Below are 24,186 nucleotides of genomic sequence, written 5' to 3' on the forward strand. Positions count from 1 at the left end.
GTTCAAACGCATTTATGCGCGCAGTTTTGTGAAAAATAAGAACTATGCAAAAAATCATACGCTTTTTCACCTTGGGTGTATTGCTCATTACAGTGGCGACAGCTTGTAAAAAGCAATCGGTCGTGGTTACAGAGCAAACAAAGGAGTTTGCCAACAGCAATTTCAAACAGGTAGGTGCAGGCGGTAATATGGAGATTACTGTTACAAAGGGAAGTGGTTTTTCTGTACGAGCGACGGGCAGACCTGCAGATGTACAAGACCTGGTGATTACACAATTAAATGGAGAGTTGAGTGTAGGCTATGTAAATCCGGAGAACAGAGCAAAACTGCATTTGCAGATTACAATGCCCAGTCTGGAAGGTTTTGCATTCTATAACAAGAGTGTATTCAATGTATCTGGTTTTAACGAGCAAAATTTGGTGGTTGGTGTTCTGGATGCCGAAACAACAGGAACATTGCAATTGCAAGCACCTTCTTTGAAACTGGATTTGCAAAAAAAGTCGGGCATTACTGTTACCGGCAGTATTGATAACCTGGATTTGCTGGCCAATGACAACGTAACGGTGAATACCTATGCTGTTCAAGCCAGATTTGTACGTGCCATCATTATGAAACAGTCAACTGCCCGTGTGTTTGTTTCCAATACCCTTAATGCCAGTGCTGTTGATCGCAGTAAGATATTTTATAAGGGTAGCCCGCTGAATCAGTTTACATCTGAGATTGACAATTCCACGATCGGTGAGGAATAAATAAACACCATTTTTTTATAGCCTTTGCAGTGATGTGAAGGCTTTTGCTATTTATTGGTTGGTGTCCGCTCAATCAATTATTTACTTTCCTGTAGGTGTATCAGTGGCCGGGAATTGGCCCGGTAGAGGCAGTCAACTACTTACACATAGGATAGGGAAGTGGACTGTAATTATGAAAGGGTGTCTTACTTTGCTACAGACATTTCAATATTTTTTAATCCGCTGTAAAAAAAATACGCATTTCAGATGATTATATTCACATCATATACACATGGTGCTCTATTTTAAGGCCTAACTCAATGGATATTATTTTCATACAGTAGCTACAAGACATTAATTTAATATTATTGCTGCCGAGATACGCGAGGCAAATTACTGGTGTGTTAACGACACCGACCAAAACAACCAACCATTATGAACTGCTGCAAAATAAGGCTTGTCCTTGTGTTTTTTACTGTCACATTTGCAGCTACCGTCTCTTTGGGGTCAAATATCTTCGGCAAAGGATTTAGTTGTAATGCTTTCTTCGCTATTAAAAGGCCTTTATTTGCAGAATTTAAATTTGATCAATACAAGCGTTTGCTTAATCTTCCGCTTCACCTCCATCATCAGTATGATCTAAAATCATTTTTTGATAGACCATTTTATAGGCCAATTATATGACGGGTTTACTTATTCGATTAAAGTTTTGATGATTAACTAATTTTTATTTAGCGTAAGTGAGTATGTTATGATTAAAAGGGGACTGTGTTTTTTAATACTTTTTTCAACTTTGGCTTTATCACATGCGCATGCACAAACCTATGGTGTTGAAGAATTGCTCAAGATCTGGAGTGTAGGCGATACCTCACAAACACGAAAAGCAGGGGATGGGACTTTGGATATGTTTACGCATCCAAATAAGGACAAGTTTTTAGCAGTAGTTGCTGATTTGAAAAAGCGAAACTTGGATAAGCGCAAGCAGATTTTTTTTTATACGTATCAATTCTATGGCTATCGTTTTTTTGGAATTGAGGATTCAATCATAAGCAAACCCTATTGTTTCAAGATGTTGAAGGAGGCAGCACTGCTTGGAGATGATCAGCTGCTTTCAGAGATGTACATTATTTATGGTGGAATATGTGCGCCTGAAGAAGAAATATACTATTTGTTGAAGGCGGCTGAAATGCGAGAAAGGCGTAACATAAATTCTGCATACACTTATGCACAATATGAAAAGATTAGTTTATTGACTTATGAGTTCATGCTTGATTATAGAAGCAGTGCCAGATATGCTGCAAAAGGCATTTATACTTATCTTAATCCAGATAAGAATTTGCATAATTATATACTACTCTTGGATATTGCGGGGGATTCATATGTTAAATTAAATATGCCAGATAGCGCTATTTACTATTATCAAAAGATCAGGCAAAAAATAGCAGACTATAGATTGAGCCCTGCAAAATTTACTCCAAGAATATCTATAGATGCCATTAAACTTTGGGATAATATTGCTTTAGGTGGTATAGCAAGGGCCTTTACCCTTAAAGCGCAATACGATACTGCGTATAATTTATTGCAGCAGAATCTGCGTTCAAGCATGGCGTTTCAAGAGTGGGCTGATGTTTCTTTGGTGCAGAGTGCCCTGGGGCAAATCGATTATATTAAAAAGGATTATAGCAGTGCGGCAAGAAGATACAGCTTAGCGCGACAATTAGCAACCAGTAGCAAGAAAGACATTTTATTGAGTAATGCATTAGAAGGTGGTGCTAGGGCTTTTGCTGCAATAGGCAGATTTGACAGCGCTTTCTTCTATCAGAAAGAATACTTGATTTTAAAGACCAGTCTGGAGGCTAGAAAATATGAAAGTAAGATACAGATGGTAGAGGCTCAGGTTAGGTATGATGGGATACAATCGCTGGTTGCTGAGACCAAGTATGAGATTGCTCGACAGCGAAACCTGCGAAATATTATTTTATCTGCCGTGTTTTTATTGGGGGTTATTGTGTTCCTCTTGTTTAACCGAAACCGGTTAAAGTATATTTTGAGACAGACAGAACTGGAAAAGCAAACACAACTGGCGGAATCTGAGGCAGAACTTGTTCGAAAGGAAATTCTTTTTGCACAAAATCAATTAGCTGAGCTTGTGCACCATATTTCCGAGAAGAACCAACTGATAGAGGGGCTGGAGAATCGCTTAGCGGAGAATGAGCGAATCGACTTACAGGATGTATTGCGAAATTTTACCATCCTTACCGGCAACGACTGGCTTAAGTTCAAGGATTATTTTGGGAAAGCTTATCCAAACTATTGGGAAAGCTTGCAGACGAAATTACCTAAGCTTACCCAAAGCGATGAAAGGCTATTAGCACTCATGAAACTTCAATTGGGCAATAAAGAAATTGCAGCTGCAACAGGTGTGTCTGCTGAAAGTGTTAGGGTATCCATACATAGACTGCGGAAAAAAATAGAGGCCATTTATCCGGATATTCCATTCGAGGAATTTGTCGCAACTATTTGATTTTCAATTATTGTAACGCTTTGCTACAGTTTTTGTAACGCCTTACAACGTCGCTTTTTTGTAAAAAGTTTGTCGTTGTAATAGGTTTATGTTTAATGAGAAAAGACAGTACTCGAGCGCCTAAAAATGGACAAGCCTGGAAGCTGACAGTTGCAATAATAGTTGCCATTGTCATCGTAGTCATGTGGACAGTGTGGTGGTATTTCGAGACTAGAATAGCGATGATTAAATAAGCATGATTAAACCAACAAGATTCGGATAATACGAAAACCTGATTTAAGGCTTAGCGGCCAACAATATAACACCCAAAACAATCAACATAATGTACTGCTGCAGATTTAGGGTCATACTACTATTTTTTGCTGTACTCATAGCAGCCACTGTTTTTTCGCAAACGCCACCCACGATTACATCGTTTAGTCCATTAACCGGTAAGCCGGGTGATGCGATTACGATTACAGGAGCCAATTTCAATACCACCCAGGCAAATAATATTGTTTTCTTTGGTGCAACAAGAGCAACGGTAACTGCTGCCTCAGCAACTAGTCTGACAGTGACTGTTCCTACTGGAGCTACATTTGCCCCAATCACAGTGCTTAATTCGGTAACGGCTTTAGTGGCTGCCAGTAGTACAAGTTTTACGCCTACTTACAGTCCAGCTAAAACAGGTATTACGGCGACTGATTTTTCACCAAAACAAGATTTTACAACCGGGGAGTATCCTCGTTCTGTGGCTATAGGCGATTTAGATGGGGATGGTAAACCTGATCTTGCCTTTGCAAATTATACTTCCTCCTTTGTTTCAGTATTACGCAATACTGCTACTAGCGGAAGTATCGTTAATGGAAGCTTTGCATCTAAGCAAGATTTTACAACGGGCAGCAATGGCTCCATGTCTGTGGCTATAGGCGACTTGGATGGGGATGGTAAACCAGATTTGGCTGTTGCTAATTCAACAACTGGAAATATCTCAGTATTTCGCAATATTTCTTCTGCAGGAAGTATCAACTTTGCTGCGAAACAAGATTTCGTAGCTGGTAGTAATCCAACCCAAGTAGCTATAGGTGATATAGATGCAGATGGTAAGCCCGAATTAGCTGTTGTAAATTTTTATTCAAACAGCATATCTGTATTTCAGAATACTTCTACCAGTGGAACTATCAGTTTTTCTACAAAACAGGATTTTACTGTAGGGTCCCAACCTAATTCACTTGCTATTGGTGATTTGAACGGTGATGGTAAACCCGAAATGGTTGCTACCAATTCGGCTGTAACAAATATTTCATTACTAAGTAATACTTCTACCAGTGGGTCTATCAGTTTTGCTGCGAAACAAGATTTATCAGTTGGTTTATATCCATACTCCGTAGCTATCGGCGATTTGGATGGAGACAGTAAGCCTGATTTAGCTGTTGCTAATTATGGATCGGACAATGTTTCGATACTGCGTAATACAACAACTAGCGGAAGTGTCACTTTTGCTGCCCTGCATAATTTTTCGATAGGGGGTTCAACTGAATCTGTAGCCATTGGTGATATAGATGGAGATGGTAAGCTCGATTTGGCTTTCGCACATACTTTAGCAAACAGTATTGGTGTATTAAGAAATACATCTTCGGTTGGAAGTATTGGAAATGGAAGCTTTACTGCAATTCAATATTTTACAACAGGAACGCAACCTCATTTGGTTGCTATTGGCGATTTAGACGGGGATGGTAAACCCGAATTAATAACAGCAGTTCACGAACAAGTATTAGGTGGTTCGGTTCTGCGTAATGTAGATTTACCACCCACGATTACATCGTTTAGTCCATTAACCGGTAAGCCGGGTGATGCGATTACGATTACGGGAACCAATTTCAATACAACTCCAGCAAATAATATTGTATTCCTTGGTGCAACGAAAGCAACGGTAACTGCTGCATCAGCCACTAGCTTGACTGTGACTGTTCCTGTTGGTGCAACATATGCGCCCATTAAAGTCCTGAATACAGCAACGAGTTTAGCAGCTGCAAGTAGTGCTAGTTTTACACCTACTTATAGTCCAGCTAAAACAGGGATAACGTCGACTGATTTTTCAGCAAGTCAGGATTTTACAACTGGACTGTATCCTTACTCTATAGGTATTGGTGATTTAGATGGAGATGGTAAGCCTGATTTGGCTTTTGCAAATTTAAATTCATCAACGGTTTCAGTGTTACGTAATACTGCTACAATTGGAAGTATCGGTAGCAGCAGTTTTGCAGCAAAGCAAGATTTTACAACAGGCAGCGGCTCCATGTCTGTAGCAATAGCAGATTTTGATGGGGATGGCAAGCCCGACTTGGCTGTTGCTAATCAAAGTACAAATGATGTTTCTGTCTTACGCAATACTTCGTCTATTGGAACTATTAGTTTTGCTGCGAAACAAGATTTTGCAGTCGGTAGTGCTCCATCTGGAGTAGCAGTAGGAGATTTTGATGGAGATGGCAAGCCCGACTTGGCTGTTGCTAATTATAATTCAAATAGCATATCAGTATTTCGCAATACTTCGTCTAATGGAACTATTAGTTTTGCAACGAAACAAGATTTTACCACAGGTTCGCAACCTAGATCAGTTACTATTGGAGATTTGAATGGAGATGGTAAACCCGAAATGGTTTCTACCAATACAGCTGTAACAGATATTTCATTGTTCACTAATACCTCTACTAGCGGGTCGATAAATTTTACAGCAAAACAAGATTTATCTGTGGGTATTCATCCTTACTCTGCAGGTATCGGTGATTTAGATGGAGATGGTAAGCCCGATTTGGCCGTTGTAAATTATACCTCAAATGATGTTTCGATATTACGCAATACCACTACGGGCGGAAGTATAAGTTTTGCTACCAGACATAATTTCTCGATAGGGGGGTCAACTGAATCTGTAGCCATTGGTGATCTAGATGGAGATGGTAAGCCCGATTTGGCTTTTGCACATACTTTAGCAAACAGTATTGGTGTATTAAGAAATACATCTTCGGTTGGAAGTATTGGAAATGGAAGCTTTGCAACTATCGAATATTTTGCAACTGGACAGTATCCTCGATCGGTGGCAATTGTCGATTTGGATGGGGATGGTAGACCTGAAATAGCTGCTGCATTAAGTGTACAAGTTTTAGGAGCCTCTGTATTAAGAAATGCAGATCCGCCCTCTAATATAACTACATCTGTAACAAGCTTATCAGCATTTAGCGCTTGTGCTGGCTCAGTAAGTGCACAACAGAGTTTTACGACCAATGGAGCTGGACTTTCCAACAATATTACAATTACAGCGCCTTCGGGCTTTGAAGTAAGTGTTACGAGTGGAAGTGGGTTTGCTAGTTCGCTTACTTTAACACAGGCTGGTGGTGTAGTAGCGACAACGACAATTTATGTTCGTGTTGCGGCAAATGCTACTGGATCACCTAGTGGTAATATTACTGTGGCAAGTACAGGCGCAACCACAAAAAATGTTGGGGTAAGTGCTACAGTCAACAGCCTACCAGCTGTACCGACCATCAGCAATAACCGTCCATTAACTTTTTGTTCGGGTGACAGTACGGTGCTGAGTTCATCCGCTGCAACAGGTAATCAGTGGTTGTTGAATGGTAGCAATGTGGTTGGTGCAACAGGCCAAATACTTGTGGTAAAAGCAGCTGGATCTTATACTGTAGTTAATACAAATGCTAGTAGCTGTAGCGCAACATCAACCGCGACAACAGTGGTGGTCAATAGCTTACCAGCAGTACCGACTATCAGCAATAATCGTCCATTAACTTTCTGTTCGGGTGATAGTACCGTACTGAGCTCATCCGCTGCAACTGGTAACCAGTGGGTATTGAATGGTAGCAATGTGGTTGGTGCAACAGGTCAAACACTTGTGGTAAAAGCAGCTGGCTCGTATACTGTTATTAATACAAATTCAAATGGCTGTAGCGCAACATCAACCGCAACAACAGTAGTGGTGAATAGCTTGCCAAGTACGCCAACTATCAGCAATAACCGCCCTTTGACTTTCTGTACTGGTGATAGTACGGTGTTGAGTTCATCCGCTGCAACGGGTAATCAGTGGTTATTGAATGGTAGCAATGTGGTTGGTGCAACAGGCCAAACCCTTGTAGTAAAAACTTCTGGCTCTTATTCTGTAGTTAATACAAATGCTAATGGCTGTAGTGCAACATCAACCGCGACGACAGTGGTGGTCAATAGCTTACCAGCAGTTCCAACAATCAGCAATAACCGCCCTTTGACTTTCTGTATTGGTGATAGTACGGTGTTGAGTTCATCGGCAGCAACAGGCAATCAGTGGGTATTGAATGGTAGCAATGTGGTTGGTGCAACAGGCCAAACCCTTGTAGTAAAAACTTCTGGCTCTTATTCTGTAGTTAATACAAATGCTGATGGCTGTAGTGCAACATCAACCGCGACTACGGTTGTGGTGAACAGTTTGCCAGCTACACCAACAATCAGTAATAACCGTCCATTGACTTTCTGTTCTGGCGATAGTACAGTATTGAGTTCCTCAGCTGCAACTGGTAACCAGTGGTTATTGAATGGTAGCAATGTGGTTGGTGCAACAGCCCAAACCCTTGTAGTAAAAACTGCTGGCTCTTATACTGTTGTTAATACAAATGCTAATGGCTGTAGCGCAACATCATCAGCGACTACGGTTGTGGTGAACAGTTTACCAGCAACACCAACAATCAGCAATAACCGTCCATTAACTTTCTGTACAGGTGATAGTACGGTATTGAGTTCATCCGCTGCAACAGGCAATCAGTGGGTATTGAATGGGAGCAATGTGGTTGGTGCAACAGGTCAAACACTTGTGGTAAAAGCAGTTGGCTCGTATACTGTTATTAATACAAATGGTAGTGGCTGTAGCGCAACATCAACCGCAACAACTGTAGTGATGAATAGCTTGCCAACTACTCCAACAATCGGGAATAACCGCCCTTTAACTTTCTGTGTTGGCGACAGTACGGTGTTGAGTTCATCCGCTGCAACAGGCAATCAGTGGTTATTGAATGGTAGCAATGTGGTTGGTGCAACGGGCCAAACACTTGTGGTAAAAGCAGCTGGATCGTATACTGTTATTAATACAAATGCAAATGGCTGTAGCGCGACATCAACCGCAACAACTGTAGTGATGAATAGCTTGCCAACTACTCCAACAATCGGTAATAACCGCCCTTTAACTTTCTGTGTTGGCGACAGTACAGTATTAAGTTCCTCTGCTGCATCGGGCAATCAGTGGGTATTGAATGGTAGCAATGTGGCTGGCGCAACGGGTCAGACACTGGTGGTTAAGTCCGGTGGAAGCTATACGGTAAGTGTTACGAATGCTAATGGATGTTCTTCTGTTTCATCTGCCACAACAGTGGTGGTGAATAGCTTACCAGCTACACCAACAATAAGTAATAATCGTCCATTAACTTTCTGTACAGGTGATAGTACGGTGTTGAGTTCATCCGCTGCTACAGGCAATCAGTGGGTATTGAATGGTAGCAATGTGGTTGGTGCAACAGGTCAAACACTTGTGGTAAAAACTTCTGGCGCATATACTGTAGCTAATACAAATGCTAGTGGCTGTAGCGCAACATCAACTGCAACAACAGTGGTTGTGAATAGTTTCTCAGCAACGCCAACAATCAGTAATAATCGTCCATTGACTTTCTGTGTTGGCGACAGTACAGTATTGAGTTCCTCATCTGCCACTGGCAATCAGTGGTTACTCAATGGTAATAATGTAGTTGGTGCAACTGGTCAGACATTGGTGGTGAAAGCAGCAGGTGTGTATACGGTAGCAGTAACAAATGCTGGTGGTTGTAGATCTGTATCAGCAGGTACAACAATAGTGGTGAATAGCTTACCAACTACTCCAACAATCAGTAATAACCGTCCATTAACTTTTTGTACGGGTGACAGTACGGTGCTGAGTTCATCCGCTGCAACAGGCAATCAGTGGTTGTTGAATGGTAGCAATGTGGTTGGTGCAACAGGTCAAACACTTGTGGTTAAGACAGCTGGTTCATATGCTATTATCAATACAAATGCTAGTGGCTGTAGCGCAACATCATCCGCTACAACAGTGGTAGTGAATAGCTTCCCAACTACACCAACAATCAGTAATAACCGTTCATTGACTTTCTGTACTGGCGACAGTACGGTATTGAGTTCCTCAGCTGCAACAGGCAATCAGTGGTTACTCAATGGTAATAATGTAGTTGGTGCAACTGGTCAGACATTGGTAGTGAAAGTGTCAGGTGTTTATACGGTAGCAGTAACAAATGTTGGTGGTTGTAGATCTGTATCAGCTGGAACAACAGTAGTGGTGAATAGCTTGCCAGCGGTTCCAACAATCAGCAATAATCGCCCATTGATCTTCTGCTCCGGTGACAGTACCGTATTGAGTTCATCCGCTGCAACCGGTAATCAGTGGTTATTGAATGGTAGCAATGTGGTTGGTGCAACTGGTCAGACATTAGTGGTGAAAACAAGCGGTAGCTATACTGTAAGAGTTACAAATGCGAATGGTTGCTTTGTTAGCTCAGGTACGGTGAATACCGTTAACAATAGTACCGCAGGAGCAGGATTGGCTTTCCGCGACTCTTTGATTTGTAAAGCCACTTCCTTGCGCGTAACTGCTCAGGCAGTTTCACCAACAGCCTTCTTATGGACAGGTGTTCGAACAGGTTTTTCTGCTAGTACACAATCCGTCAATATCAGTAATGCAGACATGTATCGGGTAAGAATTACCCTGTCTAATGGCTGTGTGGTGAATGATAGTATTAACCTGAGAAATACTGCTGATACAGCTATCAAAGCAAGGATTGCGATGACCAAGCAGGCCTTTGTTAATCAACAGGTGCTGGCCGTAAATATCACTTCAGTGAAACCGCAAACACAAAATTGGGTATTCTCACCTGGTTCAACAGTGATTAGTCAAAATGATTCTGTGGCTCTGCTTAGGTTTACGACTGTTGGCAACTATCAGGTAATATTAAACAATACCTCTTATAATGTTTGTAAGAGTGCGGATACAGCTAGGATCGTAATTACAACAAATGATTATCCATCTACTACCACGCCTCCGGCCATCATTATTCGAAACATAACGATTGGGCCTAACCCGACAACTGGTATTTCCAATGTTACGATTGACTTAAATAAGCCAGGTAATGTTACCATGCGAATTTTCAATTTTAATGGTACGCAGATTTATACAAGAGCGATTACAAATACCACCGCTACAACCATTCGAGAACGAATTGATATCAGCAATCAGCCTTCCAATAACACCTATATATTGGTTGTTCAGTGTGAGGGAAGCTATGAAGTGAGGTCAATCTTGAAAAATTAATTACATCCTATTCAGTCACTATGAGAATAAGCTGCCTTTTATTATTGTCGATACTGTTGTTCTCAGAACGGGTAATCGCACAAACCTTCGATCCCTTTTCCTTATTCGGAAAGGGAAAGCTGTTCAAGTTAAATGGGGGTGTCAATGCATCCATGTTGTATAACTATTCATCCAATAGTACACCTGGGGTGAATCCTTTTAATTATGTCATCGGTGCCAACCTGAATGTTTATGTAAAAGGGATTAATATACCTTTCGATATTTCTTATTCCAATGCTCAGTTTTCATATCGATTTCAACCAATTCCTTTTAATAGAATTGCCATTCACCCTAAGTACAAGATATACACTTTGCATGCTGGTACCATTTCCCTCACTACATCGCCTTATACTTTAAATGGTGCTCAATTCAATGGTGCGGGTTTGGAGATAGCGCCTAAAAACTGGAAAATCATGGTGCTGGGTGGAAAGTTTTTGAAGGGTAGTGGTGATTTTTTGGTTAATCCTGATGCACAACCTACTTATGAACGCTGGGGTAAAGGTTTAGGAGTTAGCCATAAATTTAAAAACCATGAAATAGGGGTTAATGTGTTTCATGCCAAAGAAGATACAGCCTCTGCCTTTAATTTCCCTGTAGAAGCTGGCATCACACCAAAAGAGAATATTGTATCAAGTTTGGTTGGTTCAGGGTCTATCAAGGGAATCAAGTACTCCTTCGAAGTTGCCAATAGTTTGCTAACCGATAACCTAACTGTACTCAATCCATTTAAGAGTAATAACCTCATGTCTAGGTTTATTAGCAATAATAGCAGTACAAGGAGCAACTATGCAACCAATGCAAAGCTGAATTATCTTTTTGAGAAGATACAATTAGACGCCGGTTTGAGTTTTGAACGAGTGGATTTTAATTATCAAACCTTGGGATCCTTGTATAATATCAACGGATTTCAAAACATTGGTGTAACAGCTAACAAGTCTTTTTTTGGAGGAAAAGTTAATTTAAATGGACAGCTTGGTGTGCAGAACGATCTTGTAGATGATACAGCAATCAGTCAGAAGTCCAATCGCTTACTTGCTTCTGTGAATGCCAGTTATAGCCCAACCCAAAAATTATCTTTCAATGCTTCTTATTCAAATACAAGAGGTGTAACGAATGTGCGCAACCTCAACAATATCGCGAATCAAAATAACCTTATCCCACAGTTTCTCGATTCGTTACGTTTGGTGCAGCTCAATCAGAATGCCAATTTTAGTGCGAATTACCAGATTGTATCAACAGCTGAAAAGAATAGTTCTGCCAATTTCAATTATTCCTTTCAAAAGGGTGATCAAAAGCAAGGTGATTTCTTTATCGATATGCAGGGAACAAAGTTCCATAATGCTTCCTTGAATTATTACACAGTGCTACCTAAAGTAGATACAAAATGGAGCTTTGGATTAAACTATAGCAGAACTACCCAAGGTGCAGATTCTAATAATATAAGAGCAGTAGGTTTCAACTTCAATTTCGGAAAAAAGATTTTCAAGCGAAAAGTAACACTCACACTTGGCTCTGGCTATAACACCACCTCTATGGCGGCAAGTGCTTCAGGTGTGAACATCATTAATTTCAGGTCAACGGCTAGTTATGTCATGTTTAAAAAGCATGTGTTTAACTACAATGCCATTTTCCAGATTCAGAGTAGAAGAAAGCTGGGAAGTCCGCAAACCAATACGAGTACCGGTGCCATGGGCCTGACTTATAATTATAACTTTTAAAGTATGCGTTTATACAATTTTATGATACGTTCAGCTTGCTTTGTGCTGGTTTTACTCATTGTTCAAGTGAGCGGACTTGCACAAGGGAATATTAATTATCCCATTAATATTTCTCCAGTCATATTTCCGCCTTTCCCATCAAGCATACAGATGCTGAGTAATGCAACCACGCCAAGTATCTATTTAACGATCAATAACAAGTCGTCGAATGCCACTGTGCAAAATGTGTTATTGGGTGTAACTATTCAGGGAAATGGTTTTACTGCGCAAACGAGATCTTTGAATAATACTTTTCCTGTTACCTTGGTGGGCAATACGCCATTAAGACTTTCGAATGTTGATTTTGCCAGCTTGTATAATTTCGCCAATTTATCAGGTATTAGTTTGGCGCAGTTCAATAGTGCTTTCCCTCAATCTGTCATTACTTATGGGTTTGTGGTATATGATGCGGTAACCAAATTACAATTAAGCGATCGAGTGACATATCAAGTCACTTTTGCTATCAATAATCCCCCTTTGCTGAATTCGCCTTCCAATAACAGCCTTATTGTTGAGCGTGGTGTACAGAATATTTTCTTTCAGTGGCAGCCGAGGCAAGCAACCGCAGCCGGTTCGGTAAGGTACAAGCTACAGATCATTCGTTTGTTGGATACGTTAATCAATCCACAAATGGCATTCACCGGTTCGCCTACTTATTTTTTTGAAGACAGTACGATCACCAATACCTATAACTATAATGCCTTCAATCCACCATTACTAAGTAATCAAAAGTATGCATGGAGGGTTCAGGCAGTTCCTATTGATAATGGAGGGTTTACGGCAACAACCTTTGCTAACGGTGGTTATTCCAATGTAGAATCCTTCAGGTATGTAGCAGAATGTAAAACACCTTCACAGGTAACTGGTTCTAATATCAGTGTGAATGGTGCCACTATTTCATGGTCTTCTTTTACCAATAATCAAACCTTCGCATTGTCTTATAAAACCCAGACTAGTGCCACGTGGACCAATGTACCCATTCCCTCAAACAATATCAGCAACAGTTTTGCTATGAGTAAGCTGGCAGAGGGAACCAATTATCAAGTAAAAATAATGGGCTTCTGTTTTGGCGGACAAACTGTTGAATCGCCGGTATATAATTTCAAAACAAGTGTTACTGTCAAGGCTTCGGATACTGCTAAGAAGGTTGCCAATGCAGTAGTTGCAGATATCAAAGCAGCTTGCGGACAAAAACCAGTACTTGGTCAGTTATCGCAAGCGGCATTAACAGCCTTAGCGGATAATGATGTCATTACTGCAGGCGATTATAGAATAGTGGTGAGTAATGTACGTGGAGCTGCCGGTCTGTTTAGTGGAAATGGAGTAGTAGATGTGTGGTTGAATGGAAAAGTCTTTAAAGTGAATGTCAGTTTTCAGAACGTAAGAATCAATGTAGATAAGCGGGTGATTGATGGGAATATTAATCTTGTCACCTCTTCAAATTAAGCTTAGTATGAAGAATAAGATATTTTATTTGGTTGTATTCCTGTTGATTGGTAGTGTTTGTTACACAGCCTACGGAAGAAATATTGGTGCTGCTGCAGGGCATGAAGACAGCATATTCACGAAGGGTAACTTTTTGCCTAGAGAAGCTTCGCCTACAAGATTCAATTATCTGGAATCAGCAGAGCGCCTGTCAAATTCAATCTACTTAGAAGATCAGGGCAATCAAGCTGTTCAAAGTACCATTGATTCTGCGAGAGCAACATTTTCAACCATCAGTTTACGGAACAGGTGGATTGATAATATTACCAATAACGTTACCATGGCTGCGCCATTTGGCATGAGTAGAACCATTGCGCCGCATAATACCACTTATCAAATTGCTTTCGCGAATATTCGTTTTACAAGTGCCGGTGCTATTGCCAGGGTTTTTGCAAGATGTACGCCTAATGGGGGCACCAATGGCGAACTGTATTTTGCTGGTAATGTCAATCTTTCGAGAGTTGGGGGCGTAGGTAGTAACAATACTTTATCGTTAATCGGAAACCAGAGTATCAGCTATAACAATAACACATTGGTGTTAAAAATTTCTGGAGCACCAGCTTCAGATCCCTCTCAGTTTGTATTTGATTGTAACGGTTTTACTTCTTTGAATATTAGGGCAATAGTTGAAATTAGAGCAAGCAATTATTTTCCAGTTGATTCTACCAATTTCACCAGACAGAATGGTGCTGGCATAAACTCTGCAGTTTTTGCAGTGACTTTAAACAAGTGGGAAGATTTGAATAAAGAGGGCGTTTCTTTTCCGGGCCTTTTTGGTAATGCCAGAATACCCAACTATTTCTTTAAAATCAATTCTGCCATACTTGACTTAACCACATTAAGTAATCCTACTAATGCAGATATTGCCCGACATATCAGGGAAAATGTTACAGCATTACCCAACACATGGGTAGGCTTAGGCATTACGGCCATGGATGTATATCTGCCAGCGTATTTTAATGTGAAGAATACAACCAAGCGCACAAGAGTACCTGTTACCTATGGTGTTGTTGATGAATATGGGTTTAGTTTTCGGGTTAGTTCAAAAAGTCCAATACTCAATCTAAGCGATAAAGCCGGTAGTGCCAATGGATGGTCTTTCAGCATTAATCGATTTGATCTTTGGTATCAGAAAGACGCCATCATTACCAATAGCAGTAGTTTCTCTGGTAAAATTGTATTGCCGGTAGAAGATCAGGGTTTTGCTGATCGTGGTGTGCCTTTTACTGCAAAGTATGTACAAACTGATAGCAGGTCTGGAGGTGAAGAATTTGATGTAAGTGTGGACGAGAGCGGATTTGTTACCGCAAAGAATTTTAGAGGCTATTTATTATTCAATAGTGGTGATGTAGAGCTTTCTTTTAAAGTAAAGCAAAATAAGTTGATGCCCAAGTTGGTGATGTCGGGTCAATTTGGACTGAGTGCCAATCGTCAGGGAGATATGTATCAGCCTTCGGAGCAGGCTAAAAAAGCGAAAGAAGCGAAGGCTGAAGCTAAAGCGGCCAAAAAGAATAAGTCATTCACGCCTGTTGATATGGCGATTGATGATATTGAATTTCAGGAATTGGTGATGCAAACAGAAACTGCTCCTTTCTTACAGGTAAAATACCTGGGGGCTAAGGCAGAAATGGAGATTGGCAGTTTTGGTGCACAGGTGGCAGTAGAATTGAGAACAGGGTTTAATTCAAAGGGTGCAGCTGATCCCAATGCCAGCTGTTTGCATTTTGATGCTGCTTTGCAGTTTATGGAGGGCAAGATAGGCGGAGCCATGGGTATTGATATTTACAGTAGAACAAATATCACAGCTGGATCTTTCGATTTTGAGGATATCAAATTTACCAGCGTAAATATTGCAGCGAAATTCAGTGGGGTTGAGTTTGACGGTGCATTGGATATCATGGATAATCCTTCATACGGAAGAGGTTTCAGTGGCCAGATGATCCTTACTGTAGCAAAAACACTTAAGGTAAAAGCTGGGGCCATGTTCGGAACTAAATACAAATCAGATGGCTCTAGTTTTTCATATTTCAACATTGATGGTGGTGCTGATTTTAAGCCGGCAGGTGTTGTTGTGTTTGGTGCTGTGAAAATCACCGGTTTCCAGGGGGGCGTTACGTATAAAATGGATGTCGTAAAGCCAAGTGGTAACTATCCTATAACAGTAACAGGGGTTTCTTATGTGCCCAATGAAAATTCTTTTTTGCGGTTAAGAGCCGGGGTATATATGTCTGTTGGTGATGAGAAAATGCTCAGTGGTTTTGGCGGACTAGAATTTGTCTTCAATCAAAATTGGGGCTTGGAAGAAGTGTCCATCAGCGGTAATGCACAGATTTTTTCGCAGATGCCCAATGATGATAAGACCAAAATTTCTCCATTAACACAGGGTAGGCAACAGACATACATGTCTTATAAAGCTAGCCAGGGAGAAGATGTGGCAGATAGCGAAGAGTCAAATGGCGTATCTGCATCACGTGCAAGAAGACCGGGTGCAGGCAGTGGTGGTACAGTGGGTAATAGCCCTGGTGGTGAGTTACAAATCCCGGATACCATTAGTGTGATTGCGCAAATGCGTGAATTGAAGCCTCGACTTGATTCTGCTTATAATTTAATGAAGAGAACTGAAAATGAATTAAATGTCACTCGGGCAACACTGGCCAAAAATGAGCGCATATATGCTGGTATGAAACATAGAAGTGATTCTATTTCAAACCCTGCGAGAACGTCTATTGCAGCTAGATTCAATAGTTTCTTTTCACCAACTGCTAGTCTCGGAACTTATAGTTACCGATCAAGAAATTTAGACATATGGCCAGAAGTAGCGCGTTTGCTGAATATACCTGAGACCGGATTTACAACTGTACGTCGTGCCAACTATACAGTTCCAACACAAGCACGCATCGATAAGATTAAGGATTCTTTGACAAGGGTTTATGCCAATACCGCACAGTCCAAATCCTTGCGAGATTATTATGATGCTAGAAGACGTATTTGTGAGAAAGAGCAAGAGTCTGCTCAACTTGCGATTAATACGTATCAAAACTTAGTGAAGAATGAAACGCTTCGCGTTCGTTTCGGTTATCAGCCTTTTATTCTAGCTAATAAGCCTTTCAATGACGCCCGGAAACAACACTGGGAGGGTGTTAAGATAAATTATAGAGATTCTGTAAATTATTATCGAGCCAAAGGAGATGAAGCCCATAATCTGGCCACGCAAGTAATTCCAATTCGTGCAGTTTTTGGTGACTCCTCCAGATTAAATGATGGGATATGGCGAAAAAATGGTCAGTACAATTTTGCCAGAAACCGTAATGGGCAAGAAGTTGCCACGCTACTGATTTCCTACCCTTTAATAGATCAAGCGAAAATACTCTATGACTATTATCAAATAATACTTATTCCCAAGTTTCCTGTGGAAGATAGTATGACCAACCTGCTCACCAATGTCATTAAACCTTTGCAATTCCAGGAAGCAGATTTGAAGGGTAGGCTCCAAGATCAATTTAATAAACATTATAACTTAGCTAAAACATACAATGATACTTTTGTAGTAGTCAATAATGCCAATCAGCAAGTTGTTAGAGCATTTCAGTTAAAAGTGCGCAAAGCTACCGGTGCCAAACTAAATGCTGCTGATGAGGCGGTAATTACAAATGCAGATGCCGCCTATGCGAAGGCTAAACCCATTATTGACCACTGGAATTACCTTAATAAAGTAGTGGCGCTAGACAATAGTCTGGCTGCCAGCCAAAAAGCAGTAGATAATGCCCGAAACACGCTCAATTCTGCTACTGCTTCGCAACAACAAAAAAATGCGGCACAGCAGGCACTGAATAGTTCACTTGCACAACTTAGGGCTGATAGTGCAGCTATTGCCAGAAGAATTTTGGAAGAAAATGGAGGACCAATTTTTGAGCTTTCTAAGTTGGAATTATATCACATCAATAAGGCAGTTAGAGTTAATGTAGAAAGAGATCCATTTAAAAAGCGGAAACAATTATGGGCTGAACATGAGCGATTAGTGAATCAAATTGCGGGGCTGATTACAAGTCAACAAGATAGATTTAATACGGCTAAACCATCTCCTGAACAGTTCAAAAAATCATTAGATAGTTTGACAGTGCTAAGAGATAAAGCAAATGCTGATGCACGTAATTCTGGTGGGGTGAATATTGTTAGACAATTCGCATATAACCTACTTAATTTTCCAGAGGAAGCTAGTGTGTTTGCGTATATGTATCAAGGGAAAACTGATAGGCAAAATGATTTTACGCCAATTGATAAAGCTATTGATACCGCAGAAGCTTGGTTGGCTGCTGCTGTTACAAAGATCAATGACTCCTTAAAAAACGCTAGAAACAATAGCTCTTTTGAAAGACAGGTGGTGGTGCCCGGCGGATTGCGTCCTGATGGTAATCCTCAGTTCTGGGGTGATTTCTTACTGAAGATTGATATCAAGAATAGTACGGTCTCTTTGGCCATGGATGTGTATACGTCCATTGATATTGCCAGTATTGAAGTTATTCGAGGCGCAATGGATGGTAATGCTAAAGCAGGTACGCTCGATTTGGTGGTGTCTGGAAGAACTTTCGACTTGAACATAGGAACAGAAAGTGCGCCTTGTAGTGTGGGCTTCTCACTAGGTAATTTCATCAAAGGGTCAGGAAGCTTCTATGCCCAAGTCAATAATCGACACTCAGGTGGTAATGTCAATGCCTCTAATTTCAATATGAAATTTGGTATGAGTGGCCAAGTTTCCTGGAGTGGTAGTGCCGGCTTGAGTGGTGTTGTAGAAGGGTATGCTACTATTTATGGCGGATTATCCTTTAGTCTGAACGCATCTCGTTATGATAATTTTATTTGTAGTGCTACAAACCAGAAAGGCGGCTTAGAAGGTTGGTATGGTGAAGGTAGAATGAATGTAATGGTGGGTGCTGCTGCCGGGGTTAAAATTTTAGGATACAACATAGAAATTTTCAGGGCTGAAGCTCGTGCGGGGCTACGTGCAAGAGGACCTGTTCCACTCTTCGTGACTGGTAATATGCAATTCAGTTACGGTGTAAGAGTTTTGGGTACAAATTACACCGGCAGGTTTGATATTGGCTTTACTTATGGAACCTCTTGTGCAATACCCGGTTTGAATTAATTAATATAGTAAGTTATGATGATGGTACGTCTATTGAATAGGTTTATAATGCTTTTAGTGCTTAGCGGATTGAGTTACGGTTCAATGGCCCAACTAAGTGCGCCAACAACGGTGAAAACGGTTGCATTTAAAGAGGGTAAAAATGTATATGTCCGTTGGTTTCTGGGTGATGCCAAACAATGGAGAGCTGCCAATGATAAAGGGTATTTTGTGGAACGATCGGTAAAGGGTGCGAATAATTTTCAGCGATTGCACACTGCGCCCATAAGACCCATCACCGAACAGCAAGCACTCAAATACAACAAGGAGTCGGATGCGTTTGCACTTCATTCAATTCTAAAGGCTAAGCCCAATCCAGCCAAGCCTGCAGATCTTGAAGCAGATAATAGTGTATATGCCATGTTTATCTTATTGTCTTCATACGCCCCGGGTAATGCTTATTTATCTGCATCAGGTTTTACAGATTCCACTGCTGTTGTAGGAACCAGTTATGTGTATCGAGTGGTGGTAAATGGTATTCCTGTCAATAATCAAGACATCACTACCGCCGAAGTATCGGGCAATTCAATGAAAGGCAGCATGCCTGTAATCAGTGCCGCTTTTGGTGATAAAGTAGCTAAGCTTAGCTGGAATGTGGATTCAATCAAGCAAGAGTATCCTGTGGTGATAGTGGAACGCTCTACAGACACTATTAACTATACACGTATCACAGGCCGTCCATTGATTACCTCACTTGAACAAGAAGGCGCGGATGCAGATTCTACTAAGGGACTTATGGGTTACAGCGATGAATCTGTGGTCAACAAAACCACTTATTATTACCGCTTGCGCGGGATCAATATTTTTGGCGTGTTGAGTGATCCCAGTAATGTTGTTTCAGGCCGTCCCGAGCCGGCTTTTGCATCGAGACCAAGAATTCTTTCTGTAGATACCCTTGCCAATCGATTTGCAATGACTTTCTCTATAGTTGATTCACTCAAATCTCAGGTCAGCAATTATGAAATCTGGACTTCAGAAACCAGCGACGATTCTACCTTTGTTAAGTTAACCCAGTTTACGCCCAAGCGTGGGCCGGGTGTGATGCAAACATCATTTGCCTATCAACCCAAAGAGACCAACTATTTTGTATTGAAAGCGGTGCTCAAAAAAGATCGCTCTGCCATTGCTTCTGTTCCTTATTTGTACTTGCTCAAAGATTCTATTCCGCCCGTAGCACCTTTAGGGCTTGTTGGCAAAATTGATACTGCAGGCAATGTAGTGCTTACTTGGACGGCCAATACCGAAGAAGATCTCAACGGGTATAAAGTGTATAAGTCCACCGTAGGGCCTGATAGCAAAACAGTTATCCCTTTGCAAGCTGAGCCGCTCACTGTTACTGAGTTCAAAGAGAAAGTACTGGTGAAGCAATTGAATCGCGATATCTATTATACAATAACCGCATTGGACAATAAGTTCAATGAATCGAAGTATGCCAGTTTTATTTTGGTGCAAAGACCTGATGTAATCGCGCCTGCACCACCTGTATTAAGAACGGTACAAATGCAGCCTGATGGTAAGTCGATTGCCATCCAGTGGTCGAAAAGTTTTAGTAAGGATGTGCGAGATTATGTGATTGAAAGACGCTTGAATGGCGACTCACTAGACACTGAGTGGAAACAAATTTTTACCGCAAGCGGATTAGATACTGCTTATGCCGATGCCGCGATTCAGCAGTTTACTTCTTATGAGTATAGATTACATGCTGTTGACAGCAGCAACCTCAAAAGCGAGCTGTCTTTGGCCCTGTCTTATATTGCTAAAAAGCCGGCGCAGAAGGTAAAGACCTTCACCAATTTGAATGCCTATGTATCGCGCGAGAAAAAATACATTGAACTAAACTGGAACTTGAGCAATACAGATGTTGTGGAAGTGCTGATTTATAGAGCCGAGAACCGTAATGAAAATGAAGTAAGCTTAATTGCAACCTTGCCGGCATCGAAAAAGATTTATGACGATGAGAGCATTAAGGAGAACACGCTTTATACCTATTACATAAAAGCGGTGTTTAGAAATGGGGGTTCCAGTGAGTTCCAGAAAATTGATGTTGAATTCTAATCATTAAGTATTTACTGAATGATGTAAAGGTTGGTGGAAACACCAGCCTTTATTGTTTAGGTTATTTCGCCTTTGTTGGTGTTCTCAAATTATTGGTTGGTGTCTACACCAACCAATAGATGATTTCTTTCGCCCTTGTTGGTATTCTCACCAACAGGGTTTTGACCTCACCCCAGCCCTCTCCAAAGGAGAGGGAGCGAGTTGTCCTTGTATCGCCTCCTGGCCCTTGTTGGTCGCCCGACCAACAAGAAATTATTTATCGCAGAGTCCCTTTCAGGAGGCCTTGCGCGGACTGGGACGCTGAACGTGTTCAATATGCATAGCCTTAATTTTTAGCTCGGTGGGGACACCTCGCTTGGCGTTAAGTGTGTTGTGTAAGTGTATTATCACCGCCAATGGTTGGTGTCCGCACCAACCACCACATTACATTTTTTCCGGCTTGTGAAGACAGCAACCCGTAATAAGCTCGGTGGGGACACCTCGCTTGGCGTTTGTGAAAATTTTGGCCCCTGTTGGTGTTTTCGCCAACAGTTTTTAACCTCACCCCATCCCAAACCTTCGCTAAAGCTTCGGTTTGTAAACATCTCCAAAGGAGAGGGGGCGATTTTTTCCGCCACTGTTGGTGTTATCATCACCCTCCTCCTGCACTAAGGTTTCGGATGGTAAAACGCTAAAGCTTCGGGTGACAAGCCACAGTTTTTTGACCTCACCCCAGCCCTCTCCAAAGGAGAGGGGGCGATTTGATCTTGTATCGCCCCTGTTGGTGTTCTCAAATTATTGGTTGGTGTCTCCACCAACCAATAGATGATTTCTTTCCCGGCAGGTGAAGACACCAGCCGGTAATGAGATATTCTTATAAGGAATAAACCCCCATTTCCTGCATGTAACTGCTTCGTAAATTAGGAAACCAAAACGGGGGATCATGCAAGCAAAAATCTTGAAACTAGTTGCTGTCTTAATGGCCATAGTGGCATTGGCGCATTTGGTGCAATTCAGCCAGTTTAATCAGTATTTGGATAAGAATGAATCTTTTTCTTACCAGGCCGGACAGGTTTTTGTTAAACTGTTCAGGGTTGGGGCTTATGCTGCATTCAGTTATTTGTTTTGGTTGAAAGCCAACAAGATGGAGAAAGCAAGGGCTTAATATTTATTGGTTGGTGTCTCCACCAACCACCCACACGGGAAATTTCCCGTTTTGGAATGGGAAATTTCCCATTAAAATACCGTTGTTTAACGGGTTGACTTTTTGAAAGGCGTGGGGTAGATTTGGAATTGATAAACGTTTCTAAACGCTTATACACGGAATTTGAGTTTTGCAGATTTGGCTGATACTCAAATATTGTAAACGTTTAGTTGCGCAAATCTCTGAGTTATGCGGCAGCTTAAAGGACAACACAATGGACAACTAACAAGACAATAAAATGGGATTTGGTTTTAATTTATTTTTCGTTTTTATCCTTGTTCCATTGACGGGTATTCTCTTGGTGACATGGTTGCTAACAAGAAAGAAAATTTTCGGTAAGACACTTGGACTGATTTGGCTTGCAATATTCGGACTTACATTGCTTTCTGGTATCACTCAATGGTTGACAGCAAAGACAGAATTGAAAAAGAAAGACTATTACGGAGAGTATATTGTAAATCGTGACTATTTCCCAGGCAGACAAGCGGACTGGCAATACGATAATTTTAGGTTTGAAATCAAAGAGGACGATTCTATATACTTTCACGTGACAAACAAAGACAAAATATTAAAAACATATCGTGGGACAATTACATCTACAAAACCATATAGTTCGGAACGACTGATAATAAAAATGCAACAACCAACTCACCACATTATGATAAGCAACCCGACAACTTATCGTAGCGCTTGGAGTTTTTATTTAGTATTTTACTCACCAAAGTTTAACAACGTTTATTTCAAAAAAGGCCAATGGAAACCACTGGACAAATAGACGACAGAAAAGAAAGCCGACCGCATAACAGCCGTTTGCCGCAATGGGGGCTGACGTGGTTAAATCAAGTGCAGTGCTTCTATCAACATTTGTGCTTGGTTGAAAGTCAAGTGTTCCGAAATCCCCCACTTCGGCAAGCGGCAAAACGTTACTACTAAGAAATAGATTTGAACATCACAATAAAAAAGCCCTCAATTGCTTGAGGGCTTTTTCGTTCAGGATGCGGACCGGACGGGACTCGAATGCTGACGCAAGGTCAGCATGCCGACAGCTGCGTTGCAGCATCGTCGGCACCCGCGATTTATTCGCTGTATTTTTCAATGAATGCTTGTAATCTCATGCGAGATAAATTCTTCAACTTTTTCTCCAACTGCATCGCTTCGGCTCTGGTCGCTTTCTGTGTTGTCCAAACTAATTGCCATGGGGTATAAGGAGCAGTTGCTTTTTCGCTACCAGCATTGTGTCTTTTTATGCGGTCATCAATGTCCGCAGTTTGACCGATGTAATAACGATCAGCGCTTTCAGAATAAAGTATGTAGACATTATAGCACATAAAAAAGCCCCCAATTGCTTGAGGGCTTTTTCGGTTAAGATGCGGACCGGACGGGACTCGAATGCTGACGCAAGGTCAGCATGCCGACAGCTGCTGAGCAGCATCGTCGGCACCCGCGACACATCAGCTGTATTTTTCAATGAATGCTTGTAATCGTATGCGAGATAAATTTTTCAGCTTTTTCTCCAATTGCATCGCTTCGGCTCTGGTCGCTTTCTGTGTTGTCCAAACCACTTGCCATGGGGTATAAGGCGCCGTTGCTTTTTCGTTGCCAGCGTTGTGTCTTTTTATGCGGTCTTCAATGTCCGCAGTTTGCCCAATGTAATAACGATCGGCACTTGCTGAGTAAAGTATGTAGACATTATAGCACATAAAAAAGCCCCCAATTGCTTGAGGGCTTTTTCGTTCAGGATGCGGACCGGACGGGACTCGAACCCGCGACCTCCGCCGTGACAGGGCGGCATTCTAACCAACTGAACTACCGATCCTTACCAGATTACAGAAAGATTTTTCCGTTTTCGGGACGGCAAAGATAAGGG

General features: G+C 41.3%; 11 protein-coding genes and 1 tRNA gene. 9 read left to right on the plus strand and 3 right to left on the minus strand.

Annotated elements, in window-relative coordinates; all coding sequences use genetic code 11:
* Nucleotides 1–44: 44 nt before the first annotated feature.
* The 9 genes from J0L83_01715 (at nucleotide 45) to J0L83_01755 (ending at nucleotide 23,094) form a co-directional block, all read left to right on the plus strand.
* Nucleotides 45–749, plus strand: a complete 705-nt coding sequence (locus J0L83_01715; GenBank protein MBN8663259.1) for a DUF2807 domain-containing protein — start codon at nucleotides 45–47, stop codon at nucleotides 747–749.
* A gap of 730 nt (nucleotides 750–1,479) precedes the next feature.
* Nucleotides 1,480–3,252, plus strand: a complete 1,773-nt coding sequence (locus tag J0L83_01720) for a hypothetical protein (protein MBN8663260.1) — start codon at nucleotides 1,480–1,482, stop codon at nucleotides 3,250–3,252.
* Nucleotides 3,253–3,574: 322 nt separating this feature from the next.
* A complete protein-coding gene (locus J0L83_01725; protein MBN8663261.1) occupies nucleotides 3,575–10,618 on the plus strand; it encodes a VCBS repeat-containing protein in 7,044 nt (2,347 codons plus the stop codon).
* Nucleotides 10,619–10,638: 20 nt separating this feature from the next.
* Nucleotides 10,639–12,375, plus strand: coding sequence for a hypothetical protein (locus J0L83_01730; GenBank protein ID MBN8663262.1), 1,737 nt, complete (start codon nucleotides 10,639–10,641; stop codon nucleotides 12,373–12,375).
* Nucleotides 12,376–12,396: 21 nt separating this feature from the next.
* Nucleotides 12,397–13,860 carry a fibronectin type III domain-containing protein gene (locus J0L83_01735; protein ID MBN8663263.1) on the plus strand — a complete coding sequence of 488 codons (1,464 nt, stop codon included), beginning with the start codon at nucleotides 12,397–12,399 and terminating at the stop codon, nucleotides 13,858–13,860.
* Between the two features lie 7 nt (nucleotides 13,861–13,867).
* Entirely contained in the window at nucleotides 13,868–19,042 is a 5,175-nt protein-coding gene (locus tag J0L83_01740) for a hypothetical protein (GenBank protein MBN8663264.1), read from the plus strand.
* A 48-nt stretch (nucleotides 19,043–19,090) separates the two neighbouring features.
* Nucleotides 19,091–21,136, plus strand: a complete 2,046-nt coding sequence (locus J0L83_01745) for a fibronectin type III domain-containing protein (GenBank protein MBN8663265.1) — start codon at nucleotides 19,091–19,093, stop codon at nucleotides 21,134–21,136.
* Nucleotides 21,137–22,058: 922 nt separating this feature from the next.
* On the plus strand, nucleotides 22,059–22,280 hold the full coding sequence (locus J0L83_01750) for a hypothetical protein (protein MBN8663266.1): 222 nt from the start codon (nucleotides 22,059–22,061) through the stop codon (nucleotides 22,278–22,280).
* A 277-nt stretch (nucleotides 22,281–22,557) separates the two neighbouring features.
* A complete protein-coding gene (locus tag J0L83_01755) occupies nucleotides 22,558–23,094 on the plus strand; it encodes a hypothetical protein (GenBank protein MBN8663267.1) in 537 nt (178 codons plus the stop codon).
* Nucleotides 23,095–23,395: 301 nt separating this feature from the next.
* Here the strand turns inward: J0L83_01755 and J0L83_01760 are convergent, their stop codons facing one another.
* The 3 genes from J0L83_01760 to J0L83_01770 form a co-directional block, all read right to left on the minus strand.
* Complete coding sequence (locus tag J0L83_01760) at nucleotides 23,396–23,647, minus strand: GIY-YIG nuclease family protein (protein MBN8663268.1); 252 nt, start codon at nucleotides 23,645–23,647, stop codon at nucleotides 23,396–23,398.
* Nucleotides 23,648–23,770: 123 nt separating this feature from the next.
* Nucleotides 23,771–24,019, minus strand: coding sequence for a GIY-YIG nuclease family protein (locus tag J0L83_01765; protein ID MBN8663269.1), 249 nt, complete (start codon nucleotides 24,017–24,019; stop codon nucleotides 23,771–23,773).
* A 42-nt stretch (nucleotides 24,020–24,061) separates the two neighbouring features.
* Nucleotides 24,062–24,135, minus strand: a tRNA-Asp gene (locus tag J0L83_01770).
* Nucleotides 24,136–24,186 lie beyond the last annotated feature (51 nt).

Source organism: Chitinophagales bacterium (assembly GCA_017303835.1).
Classification (GTDB): Bacteria; Bacteroidota; Bacteroidia; order Chitinophagales; family Chitinophagaceae; genus JAFLBI01.